The sequence below is a fragment of the Micrococcus sp. UYEF5 genome (genome assembly GCF_040546065.1).
Lineage (GTDB): Bacteria > Actinomycetota > Actinomycetes > Actinomycetales > Micrococcaceae > Micrococcus > Micrococcus luteus.
On record NZ_JBEPNB010000017.1, the window covers coordinates 1 to 11,225 of the forward strand.

Annotated in this window: 7 protein-coding genes and 2 pseudogenes; 7 read left to right on the plus strand and 2 right to left on the minus strand. The window is 65.9% G+C overall.

Annotation, left to right across the window (positions count from 1 at the left end):
• Positions 1-861: 861 nt before the first annotated feature.
• The 4 genes and pseudogenes from ABIB16_RS10885 to ABIB16_RS10900 all read left to right on the plus strand — a co-directional run bounded on the left by ABIB16_RS10885 (position 862) and on the right by ABIB16_RS10900 (position 6,289).
• Entirely contained in the window at positions 862-2,031 is a 1,170-nt protein-coding gene (locus tag ABIB16_RS10885; protein WP_282963157.1) for a hypothetical protein, read from the plus strand.
• Positions 2,032-4,845, plus strand: a complete 2,814-nt coding sequence (locus ABIB16_RS10890; protein WP_354436283.1) for a DUF4365 domain-containing protein — start codon at positions 2,032-2,034, stop codon at positions 4,843-4,845.
• A gap of 280 nt (positions 4,846-5,125) precedes the next feature.
• A pseudogene (locus ABIB16_RS10895) lies at positions 5,126-5,227 on the plus strand (DJ-1/PfpI family protein); the annotation flags it as partial.
• 228 nt (positions 5,228-5,455) lie between these two features.
• Positions 5,456-6,289: an aldo/keto reductase gene (locus ABIB16_RS10900; RefSeq protein ID WP_061866807.1), complete on the plus strand. Its 834-nt coding sequence runs from the start codon at positions 5,456-5,458 to the stop codon at positions 6,287-6,289.
• A gap of 118 nt (positions 6,290-6,407) precedes the next feature.
• On the opposite strand, the pseudogene ABIB16_RS10905 reads toward ABIB16_RS10900, so the two are convergent.
• Together ABIB16_RS10905 and ABIB16_RS10910 are read right to left on the minus strand one after the other, a co-directional pair.
• A pseudogene (locus tag ABIB16_RS10905) lies at positions 6,408-6,644 on the minus strand (ISL3 family transposase); the annotation flags it as partial.
• An 84-nt stretch (positions 6,645-6,728) separates the two neighbouring features.
• Positions 6,729-7,094 (minus strand): ArsR/SmtB family transcription factor, encoded by a 366-nt coding sequence (locus ABIB16_RS10910; protein WP_044658723.1) that lies wholly within the window; start codon positions 7,092-7,094, stop codon positions 6,729-6,731.
• 82 nt (positions 7,095-7,176) lie between these two features.
• Between ABIB16_RS10910 and arsB the strand changes: the two genes are divergently transcribed.
• Genes arsB through ABIB16_RS10925 form a run of 3 tightly spaced genes read left to right on the plus strand, consistent with a single transcriptional unit; the run spans position 7,177 to position 10,086 of the window.
• Positions 7,177-8,268: an ACR3 family arsenite efflux transporter gene (arsB, locus tag ABIB16_RS10915; protein WP_036381392.1), complete on the plus strand. Its 1,092-nt coding sequence runs from the start codon at positions 7,177-7,179 to the stop codon at positions 8,266-8,268.
• Positions 8,269-8,291: 23 nt separating this feature from the next.
• Positions 8,292-8,720 (plus strand): arsenate-mycothiol transferase ArsC, encoded by a 429-nt coding sequence (locus tag ABIB16_RS10920; protein WP_002855764.1) that lies wholly within the window; start codon positions 8,292-8,294, stop codon positions 8,718-8,720.
• 28 nt (positions 8,721-8,748) lie between these two features.
• Positions 8,749-10,086: an FAD-dependent oxidoreductase gene (locus tag ABIB16_RS10925; protein ID WP_354436284.1), complete on the plus strand. Its 1,338-nt coding sequence runs from the start codon at positions 8,749-8,751 to the stop codon at positions 10,084-10,086.
• The last annotated feature ends 1,139 nt before the right edge of the window (positions 10,087-11,225 follow it).

Genomic DNA, 11,225 nt, shown 5'->3' on the forward strand with positions numbered 1-11,225 from the left:
CTGTTCGTCATGATCTGACCAGTCTCCCTGCCCGCGACCGCGGGCAACAGGACGACTCTCATAACGACTGGACCTACGAAACGGGGTCAGCCCAGTACTTCGTATTGTCCTGAACGCGTGACCTCTTGAGACGTTGGTGAATCTGCATCTCGATCCTCCCAGCTGCCAATTCCCGCCGAAGCCCCGACAAATCAGCCTCGACCCTCCTCGTAGCGGGCGCACGATGGCCTCTCCTTCGAGGCCGACCCGCACCGTTGGCTAATCACGCCCGCCGATGAGCTTGCGCGATGGCAGCAGATACCCTGAGCCGGTCAGCTGCACCCCGCGATTTGTGCTGGCATTCCTATGTTGGCGCCGGTCGCTCGGCCAGGCACTTGCGCGACGGGAAAAACGGTGTCCGCCTGGGGGCCCTGGGGATGCTCGAGGGGCCAAGTCCGATCCGCTTCGCCAACGCCCCCAAGGGCACTGCCGATGCTTATCTGGCGGAGGAGATGGCCAGCGATCGAGAGAACCTGGCCGCCTTTGACCCCCGGGGTCTTCGGACCACCCAACCCGCCTAGTCCTGAGGCTGCGCCCCCGACACGTGGCGCCTCCTCAGCTCTGGCGTGCCCCGTAGTTGCCTCTGTGACGCACCCTCAGCGGCAGATTAGATTCGGGCGTTGCGCGCGGTGAGTCACGTGGGCGCCCAGTAGTTGGCTTGCAGCGGCGACCCCGGCCATGGTGGGTCCCAGTGACGAAATTAGTGGGCGCGTGACGTCGATGCTCCCTGCCACGAGCGTAGTGCCTCTCGTGGGGGTCATTACGACGCCAGCGGCCAGGGCAGAGCCTCTGCCTCCGAGCTGCAGGCCATACGCTTGTCGCATGTACCCGCCACCCACCGGGCCGGACCTGACGGCCGAGCAGTGTCAGGAGCTTGACGACACTTTTTTGTCGTCTGATCCGTACGGGTACTTCAGCGCCCGAATCCGCATGATGCTGTGGTGGGCAGAATCAGACGTTGACAGCCATAAGCATGCCCTAGCGGCGCCCGATCATAGAGAGCACCACGAGCCCGAGACCCTTGCGCGGTTCTCCCGCCTGCTTGGCCAGCCGATGGGATTCATACCCGAGACCTCGCCGAACTCCATTGCCACACAGGTCGCTACGGATGCGTATGCCCTGCGGCACCATGCGGCTGAGTCGCTGGTGCGGTTGACGGCCGCACTCTCGCAGCGGAGGAGCGCTGGCAAATCGTGTGTATGGGAGACCCTGTCGACCGGGCCAAACCAACTCGGCCAGGTTGTGGACCAGATCCGCGAGTCCTTCTCCTCGGCGGAGGCCCCTATGCAGTTCGCCCGTCTAGTGGTCCAGGAGCAGGACTTGCAAAGCGGGATGACAGATCAACTTGCCTCAGCATCCAACGTGTTCGCCGACTGGCTCAATTTCGCTATCGCCCTGCTCGTGGGGCATGAACTCCAACTCAACGCTGCTCACAACAAGGTCAAGCACGGTTTGTCAGTCCGTGCGCGTGATGATCTCAAAGTCACCTTCGCCACCACTCCGCCGAACGCGGATGGGACCATCCCGGTAGGCGCCCTGACCGGGCCAGACGCCGTGGACATCTTCGATTGCCCCGTTATTGAAGTGCTCGCACAGGCACCCAGGGTGGACGGGCATTCACAAGGACTGGAACTGACGCAGTTGAGGGTGGATGTTCCTGCCGTTCTCGCCGAGACATACATGATCGCCTGGGCCCATGGTGCGATGTTCCATGTCGCGGCCGCGAGGCACTTCGGAGGAAGGACAGACCTCCCCGACTGTCTGGCCGCTCCCGCTCACCCCGGTTATCCAGCGGACGGCCCGTGCCCTGGCCGTGTTTCAGGCAAGGCGCCGGTCGGGATGAGGTTCCCTCTCACCACTCCTCCCGGTGGTGGGCCTACGCGACGTCCATCGGGACTCGCATTTCGAGACTCGTTTATACCGCTCACATTCACTGGTTCTGCGGTACGTAAAGGTCGCGTTGTTGCGGACGGGACCACGGAGGAGGTGTAGGTGCGCGCGCCAGCAAACGAAGCTACGGGAACCTCAGGAGAGTCCGAGGTCTTGGCGCAGTTCGAGCGTCTGGGCTGGGGAGGGGTGCTCGATAGCCGACATGACACAGGTACCGATCTGTACTTGCGGCCGCGAGATGCCCGCCGATACGAACTCGGCGCCGTGATGGGCGCCCAGGTCAAGACCGGACCTTCATACTTTAAATCTCCGCAGAAGGACGCCGAGGGCACGATCACTGGGTGGTGGTTTGCCGAAGATGACCGCGAACACTTCGACTACTGGCTGCACCACGCTCTGCCTCACGTCGTGATCCTGCGCGATCAAGACAGAAACCTCTCGCTCTGGGTTCACGTGACTCCTGAGCGAGTCGTCTCAACCGGCAAGGGCGCCAAGATTCTTGTACCAGCCTCTCAATCTGTTGACCTCGATCACAACGAAAAGCTCTCCGACGTCGCGCTAACACAGCTTCCGACTCCGACCTGGGACGGCACCGCGTGGACTGGCGCCGTGCATCTCGCACCGGCCGATGGAGTTCGGCATGCCCTCATCACTCCCCGGCTTATCGCTCCACACCGGAACCTGGACCCGGACTCCATCACCGGGCTCGAAGCCCTCGCCATGCAAATGCTCTTCCGGGACGACCTCGAACGGCTCCTAGAACCGCTGAGCCATTCCACACTCGGACCGGAGAATGACGCCGAGCGGAAAGGTCTGTCACTCGAAGACGCGCGCGAGGCCGATGACTGGTGTTGGCGCGCCACGGCTGCGCTTCACCGCTGGCACTACCAAGGAGAACCCGATGACCTGCTTCATCTTGGCGACCTAGCCTCTGCGCCAAGTGAACGCTCCGCGGCAGCCGTGCTTCGCTGCGTCTATCGCTTCGACGAGAACGATCCAGACACGGCGCTTCAATTGCTTCAAGACGCCTTGGCGCATGATGACTACTCCCCAGTGGATCACGCGTGGCTGGAATCGCAACGAGCACGGGCGCTGCTGGAGGTTGGACGACACGAGGAGGCTTTCGACCTCGCAATGAAGACCCAGCGCATCCACCGAGAAGCACCGTCAGACGTCACGGCGGCAGCCATCGCGGGAGCGTGTGCACTGACCTCGTTCAAGGCAACTGGCTGGATGCAGGGCGACATCGCCAACACCGTCCAGCGCATCGACAACCCAGCGTCATGGTGGAGATCCCAGGTGATGTCCCACGGCCTGTCTGCTCATCTCGCTGAGGCCTTCCGAAGCTGGAGCGAGGATGCGTCGATTCGGATCGGGAGCGCAGACGCCGCCCACACAGGCCTGCTCTCCGCCGCGTGGCTTGCGTCCTGCACTGGTGATCATGACGGGTGGCGTGGTGCAAGTGGCGCTCTCGCGGAGCATTTTCTTGTCACGAGCCGGCCCACGGACAACCCCGCGAAAGTCGCGGGCCGGCTGACGATCCTCCGTCTCTCCGGTGACAGCAAGAGCACTGCGCGCGCGACTCGGCACATCGTGCGCACAGGTCCAACGATGGCCGCGAGGATCGCGGCGAGCAGCGTGGACTTGTCTCGATCGACCCGAACAACCGCTCTGGCAGACATCGAACTGCTGACGTCCGCCGGGGACGTTCTCGAACCCGCACAGGCCGACGAAATCTGTGCGTGGGCGCTAGCGACACTTCAAGAGCCGCAGCGCTACATGGAACGCACTCGACCCACATTCAACTTTTTTTACAAGATCATCGATCTCCTGAAGGCCATGGTCTGCACGTTGAGCGAGGACGCCCTTCACAACGTGATCGACTACTTCCTTAACCAGCCACCAGTCACCGACGACGGAACAGCGCAAACACTCGCCCGGCTGATTCACGTGATCCCCGCATCGGCGTGGCGTGAGAGCGACCGTCAGCGCGCGGCGAACCGATCTGACGGCGACGCCCCCTATCTGCGCGAAGCATTCTTGAGGGTTGCTGCTCCTGCAGTAGTTGAGAGTCGCGAGCAAGTCCTTCAACGAGCCCGGGCCGGGGAATTGCTCATCTTCGGAGCGATTGACGACGTGCGTACGCTGCCCTCCGATGCAGTCAACGCTCTCACCGACCGGCTGTGTAGCAACATCGACACTCTTATCGAGCATGCTGCCAGGGGTGCGTTCGGTCGCGGTGGCCTCGACCCCGGCGAGGCACTGGCGCTGCTCGGTATCTGGCACCCTTCGAGTGGGCGGTGGGATCGTATCGAAGCCTTGTTAACTGCCCCCGAGGTCAGCGCGCAGCAGCAGTCTGGGGCATTGGGCGTACTCGCAGTGCACGGAGCGACACTTGCCGGCCCAATCAAGAAACAACTTGTCGAAGCCGTGTCCGCTCTTCAGACTCGGAAGCCAGCGTGGATCCTCTCTGGTGACGACGAGGACATTCGGAGCCTCGCCTCCGAAGCCCTGGCTGCTCTCGTGGATGAGCAAACGCGCGAATCGTTGATCCGGGACCTCGTTGGCGGCGACACCGATCACCGTGCCGCGGCAGCACGGATCATCGAACGTTTCGGAGACAGGGCAGACTCCGAGCTCCTTCTCGCTCTCGCAGGTGACTCAAACGCGAGCGTACGTACTGCAGCGCTCAGAGGGCTGAGTAGGTTGGTCGCTGGCGACCGCGCCACTGCAGGTGTGATGACTATTCTGTCGCAGGTCCTGAACTCTGGCGGAAGGCAGAGTGCTGCGGCAGTTGTTTCTGGACTACAGACTCCTTCGGGGAAGCCAGCTGTTTCTCAACTGCTAACCATCGCCACGCAGCACGCTTCAGCACAAATTCGCAAAGCTGCACGCGAGAGCATCCCCGACTTATAGCCAACCGTCGGCCATGAGAGGTGACTCCTCTGCACCCGGTGCCTGAGGCGGAAGTCGAGCGGCCAGGTGGCACGCGCCTTCCCGGCATGAGCTCGCTGTCAGGCGTGCCCCTGGGACATGTCCGCGGCGCAGCGGTCAGGGTGGTCGGCTAGATGTACTGACCCTGGGCGTTGGTGACTCTCTCGGCGGCCGAGGGGTACATTTCACAAACCCCGCTGAAGATTTTGCTCCCAGAAGGGTTCACCGCGTGTCGTGTGAAATCTTCGCTGCATCTCTACACCCCAGCATCCGCACCGACCTGCGCAATGCCGGTGTGAACGTGGCGGACCAAGAGGCGGCCCGAGACGGGAACCTGGCCACCAGCCGCTCACCCGATGACCTCTGCCTTCTGTTCCGCCGTGGTGGTACCGTCCAGCCCACCGGCGCCGGAAACCGCTCGTGAGCAGCCCGGTACGCCACATGGCGCAGGCGGGGCTGACTACCAGCTCGACACCCGGCACCTCGGTACCCGCCACCCTCCTATAAGCCAGCACCGGTCGAGGACGCGCCGACCCTTCGAGGATCTCAGCCCACGTCCCACCTCAGGACAACCAGAAGGAAGTGATCGCGGATGCGACGGATAACGCTGCCGAGCGGTGAGTCCATCCCTGTGCTGGGCCAGGGCACCTGGGGCTGGGGTGAGGACCCCGGCCGCCGCGGCGACGAGGTCGCCGCGCTGCACGCCGGCCTCGAGCTGGGCATGACGCTGGTCGACACCGCCGAGATGTACGCCGACGGCGGCGCGGAGGAGGTGGTCGGTGAAGCACTGGCGGGTCGCCGCGACGAGGCGTTCGTGGTCAGCAAGGTCATGCCGTCCCACGCCTCCCGTTCCGGCACGATCGCGGCCTGCGAACGCAGCCTGAAACGCCTGGGCACCGATCGGATCGACCTCTACCTGCTGCACTGGCAGGGCAGGTACCCGCTGCAGGACACCGTCGCAGCCTTCCACCAGCTCGTCGAGGACGGGAAAATCCGATACTGGGGCGTCAGCAACTTCGACCACCGGGCCCTCGCCGAGCTGCAGGACGTGCCGGGCAGCAGCGGGCTGGCCACGGATCAGGTGCTGTACAACCTGTCGCGGCGAGGACCGGAGTACGACCTGCTGCCGTGGTGCACCGACCACCAGCTGCCGGTCATGGCGTACTCGCCGATCGAGCAGGGCCGCATCCTTGACGACACGACGCTGAACGACGTCGCGGCCCGTCACAGCGTCAGCCCCGCGGCGGCGGCCCTTGCCTGGGTGCTGCGCCGCGACTCGCTCTGCACGATCCCCAAGGCGAGCAGCCCGCAGCACGTGCGCGACAACGCCACAGCACTGGACGTGCAGCTGACCCGCGAAGACCTGGATGCTCTGGACCGTGCGTTTCCGCCCCCGAGCGGACCGCGACCACTGGAAATGCTGTGACCCTGCCCAAGGGCGCAGCCCGGTCGGTCCGGGCGGTCCGGGCAGTCCGGGCAGCGCTCCGGTCAGCGCAAGTCTCCGAAGGACCTGCCTGTCACCTCCTCCTGAACCTGTGCACGCCATCCATCGACTCCTTTCCTCGAGCCCTGTCGGGTTCGCGGTAGGCGCTGATCATCCGCTGGCAGGTCCCCCAAGTGGCCTCGAGCCGGGCCCTCTGCTTGTCGGTGAGCAACCCGGTTCCGGCGTGCAGGGTTCGACGGGCGGAGTAGAGCGGGTCGCCCGTGCGGCCGCGGTGGCCATGCAGGTCCTGCTGGACCCGGCGGTGGCAGCGGACCAACGCGTCGCCGGCTAACCGGACTGCGAGCGACCGGCGTTGTGGACGCAGACGACCTGGACACTGGGCCGTGCGGTCAGGAGGATCTCCAAAGTCGGCGGCGGGGGTTCAGGCGATGTCGAGGAAGGAACGGAGCTCGGCGAAGGCCGACGGCACGACGGAGTAGTGCGCCCAGCGGCCCTTCTGCTCGCGCGTGAGCAGGCCAGCGTCGACGAGCTTCTTCATGTGGTGACTCACGGTCGGCTGGCTGATGCCCAGCGGCTCGGTGAGATCACAGGCGCAGACCGAATTGCAGCCCTGAGCAGCGACATGGGACAGAAGCCGGAGACGGGTCGGGTCGGAAAGCGCCTTGAGCAAGGACGCGATCCTCTCGGCCTCGACGCTGTCGACGGGCCCCGCTGAGAGCCTGCAGCACTCCTCAGGGCCGTTCATCGTCTCGAGCCCGGCAGCTGTGATCGCGGTCGTCGTGGACATGCCCCCACCTTACATTGACAGTCATCGATGTGAAGCATAGCGTTCGCATCGATATCCGTCGATGGAAGGTTCGGCCCCCCTCATGAGTACGACCACCAAGGATGTGGAGCAGCCCCGCGTGATGAAGGAGATGTCCTTCCTCGATCGCTGGCTCCCGGTGTGGATCCTGGCCGCCATGGCAGTGGGTCTCCTGCTGGGGCGGTTCATCCCCGGCCTGAACACCGCGCTGGAGGCGGTGAAGATCGGATCCGTGTCCCTGCCCATTGCGATCGGACTGTTGGTGATGATGTACCCGGTCCTGGCGAAGGTCCGCTACGACGAGACCCGGCGTATCGGCGCGGACCGACGCCTGCTGGTGACCTCGCTGGTGCTGAACTGGATCGTCGGCCCGGCACTCATGTTCGCCCTGGCCTGGATCTTCCTGGCCGACCTTCCGGAGTACCGCACCGGCCTGATCATCGTCGGGCTCGCACGCTGCATCGCGATGGTCCTCATCTGGAACGACCTCGCCTGCGGTGACCGAGAAGCAGCCGCGGTGCTGGTCGCGATCAACTCCGTCTTCCAGGTGATCGCCTTCGGTGCCCTGGGCTGGTTCTACCTCCAGGCGCTGCCGTCCTGGCTGGGGCTGCCGACCACGTCGGCCGAGTTCTCGATCGGTGCGATCGTCCTCAGCGTGCTGATCTTCCTCGGGATCCCGCTGGTCGCAGGGTTCCTGACCCGCATCCTCGGTGAGCGAGCCAAGGGCCGGACCTGGTACGAGGAGCGGTTCCTCCCGAAGATCGGTCCCTGGGCGCTGTACGGGCTGCTGTTCACCATCGTGCTGCTGTTCGCCCTCCAGGGCGACGCGATCATCTCCGCACCGGGAGACGTGGCCCGCATCGCCCTGCCGCTGCTGGTCTACTTCGTCGTCATGTTCCTGGGGTCCTTCCTGCTCGGCCGCGCGATCGGCCTCGACTACGCGAAGTCCACGACCGTCGCGTTCACGGCCTCGGGCAACAACTTCGAGCTCGCCATCGCCGTCGCCATCGGCACCTTCGGAGTCACCTCCGGCCAGGCCCTCGCCGGCGTCGTCGGCCCGCTGATCGAAGTCCCCGTCCTCGTCGCCCTCGTCTACGTCGCCCTCGCTATGGGGCGGCGCCTGTTCCCCGGCGACACCACCGCCCCCACCCGATGACCCCACAGAAGGATCCCCTCGCCATGACCACGAAGCGCCCTTCAGTCCTGTTCGTCTGCGTGAAGAACGGCGGCAAGTCCCAGATGGCCGCCGCCCTCATGCGCCATCACGCCGGGGATGAGGTCGACGTGCATTCCGCCGGCACCCGCCCGGGCACCGCCATCAACGCCCAGTCCGCGGAGGCGATCGCCGAGGTCGGCGCGGACATGTCCTCCGCCGTCCCGCAGCCGGTCACCCCCGAGCTGCTGCGAAGCGTCGACCACGTGATCGTCATCGGCGACGAAGCCGTCATCAAACCCGTCGAGGGCATGACCGCGCCGGTCACGACCTGGCACACCGATGAGCCCTCTCAGCGCGGCATCGAAGGGATGGAGCGGATGCGCTTGGTCCGCGACGACATCGACACCCACGTCCGCAAGCTCCTGACCGACCTCACCGGCACCGCGAACTGACCGCCCCGCAGCAAGGAGACTCATCATCGTGACCACCGCAACGAACTCACATCCCATTGTCGTCATCGGCGCTGGCCCCATCGGCCTTGCCGCCGCCGCCCACCTCTCTGAGCGCGGCCTGCCGTTCCTGATCCTCGAGGCCGGGACCGCGGCAGGAGCCGCGATCGCCGAGTGGGGGCACACGCGGCTCTTCTCGCCGTGGCAGCACAACCTCGACGCCGCCGCACAGCGTCTCCTCGAAGCTGCCGGCTGGACCGCACCCGACGCCGACGTTCTCCCGACCGGTCACGAACTGCGCGAGCATTACCTCGAACCGCTCGCGCAGCTTCCCCAGCTCGCCGAGTCGATCCGCTACGGGGCGCGGGTCACCGCCGTCTCCCGCGCCGGCATCGACAAGACCCGCACCGCACGCCGCGAGGAGACCCCCTTCCTCGTCCGGATCCAGACCACCGACGGGCACAGCGAAGACGTGCTCGCCTCCGCGGTCATCGACGCCTCCGGCACCTGGTCCACGCCCAACCCCCTCGGACAGGCCGGGCTCCTTGCTCCCGGCGAGCAGCAGGCCCGCGCCGCGGGCCACATCACCGCGCCGCTGCCTGACGTGCAGGGCCGCGACCGTGACCGCTTCGCCGGCAAGCGAGTCATGGTGACCGGTGCCGGCCACTCAGCCGCCAATACCCTGCTGGACCTCGCAGGCCTGGAGGCCGACACCACCATCATTTGGGCCGCTCGCACCGCAGACCTCACCCGCGTCTACGGGGGCGGCGACCAGGACGAACTCGCAGCCCGAGGAGCGCTCGGCTCGCGACTGCGCCAGCTGGTCGACTCCGGACGCATCGAGGTCCTCACCTCCTTCACCATCACTCGCTTCAGAGCCGACGACACGTTGACCGTCCACGCTGTGACCCCGGACGGGGAGCGAGAAGTGAGCGTCGATGTGCTGGTGCCCGCCACCGGGTTCCGCCCTGATCTCGGAATGCTCTCCGAACTCCGCCTGGCCCTGGACCCGGCCGTCGAAGCACCGTCCCAGCTGGGGCCGCTGATCGATCCCGAGTTCCACTCCTGCGGATCCGTCGAGCCTCACGGTGAGCGAGTCCTCGCCCACCCGGAGACGAACTTCTACATCGTGGGGATGAAGAGCTACGGCCGCGCCCCCACCTTCCTCATGGCCACCGGCTACGAACAGGTCCGCTCCATCGCAGCAGCCCTGGCCGGCGACCGCAAAGCAGCCGACGCAGTCCACCTCGAACTACCCGAGACCGGCGTATGCACCACCGACCTCGGCGGCAGCTGCGACGCCCCAGCCCCAGCCGGCGACGCCTGCTGCAGCAGCCCGCAACTGATCGAGCTCTCCGTCGGCCGATGAGCAAACAGCGGGACGGCACGACGTTCTGTGCCACCCCGCTGGGGTATACCCGCCTGGACGCCGCCCAGCCCGGCGCGCTCGGCTCGAATACCTGGAACTGCAATGCATCCAGGAGCACCGCCTCCAGATCCCCCTCGCACTCGGCCAGACGCATCCCCAGGTCCGTGCGGTGGGCGATCACCCGTCGCGGGTCTTCCGGGGAAGGTCCGGCCTGCCAGGCCACCACCGTGAGCACCTCCCCGGTCACGTCGGCGTCGAGGAGACGCGCGTGAGTCTCACGACTGAAGTACCTCTGGACCAGCGCGGACATCACCCGGCGCACCTCAGGCGTGGACGGCAACTCTGAGGGCGGCAGGGCATCCGGTGCAGTCATCGCCCCAGGGTAGGAACGAGTCCTCGTACCCGGATAGCCCCCCTGGGGACAGCTGCGCCCTGGCGCCGGCCCCTTGCGGTTGCAGGCTCACTCACACCAGAACGGCGCCGGGCGGACTTAACACGCCTCTCGCTCCACCAGGCCGATCCCTCCCACCAGGACAGGCCAGGCGGCCAGCACCAACAGAGCAACCACCGCGGCCGTCCAGCCTCACCGAGAGCGAGGGGATCTGGATCGAGCGAACCGGACGCCGCAGACGGCCGCGCATGCGACGACGAGGAGCTGCCCCACGCTGACGAGCAAGGAAGGCGCCCCCACGGGAGCGTGGCTGCCCTGGGCGAACTCCGCGACGGCGTAGGCGGCCATGAAGACGGCTATGGCCACGGGAACGATGAGCACCAGCAGCACGAGCCCCAGGACCACTTGCGCTGCGGACCGCCCCGAGACCCGGCCAGCTGGGGTGGATTCGATCATCGGGTGATCTCCGAAGCTCAAGGGCGGATGGGTTGGGCACGAGAGCCCAGCTACGAGGGCTCTACGAGTACGCCAAAAGAAACCTAGACCACGACCGATCCACCGGCGACCCCTGCCCATGAAGACTGAAGCAGCGCCCACACCTAGCGCCCCGGCACAAACGGTCGTTTGTGGCGGGCGTCCGGGATGCGACGGGGCTGTGGCTTCGTTCGCTTGGTGGCGGGGTTTTTGCAGCGCTCCGTGGCGGTCTTGTTGCCGCGATCACGCAGGACTGGCTGCAGGTAGGTGTCGC

Coding starts and splice junctions, on each gene's coding strand:
- arsB (WP_036381392.1), top strand. CDS start 7,177: ATGAGTACGACCACCAAGGATGTGGAGCAGCCCCGCGTGATGAAGGAG.
- ABIB16_RS10900 (WP_061866807.1), top strand. CDS start 5,456: ATGCGACGGATAACGCTGCCGAGCGGTGAGTCCATCCCTGTGCTGGGC.
- ABIB16_RS10885 (WP_282963157.1), top strand. CDS start 862: ATGTACCCGCCACCCACCGGGCCGGACCTGACGGCCGAGCAGTGTCAG.
- ABIB16_RS10910 (WP_044658723.1), bottom strand. CDS start 7,094: ATGTCCACGACGACCGCGATCACAGCTGCCGGGCTCGAGACGATGAAC.
- ABIB16_RS10920 (WP_002855764.1), top strand. CDS start 8,292: ATGACCACGAAGCGCCCTTCAGTCCTGTTCGTCTGCGTGAAGAACGGC.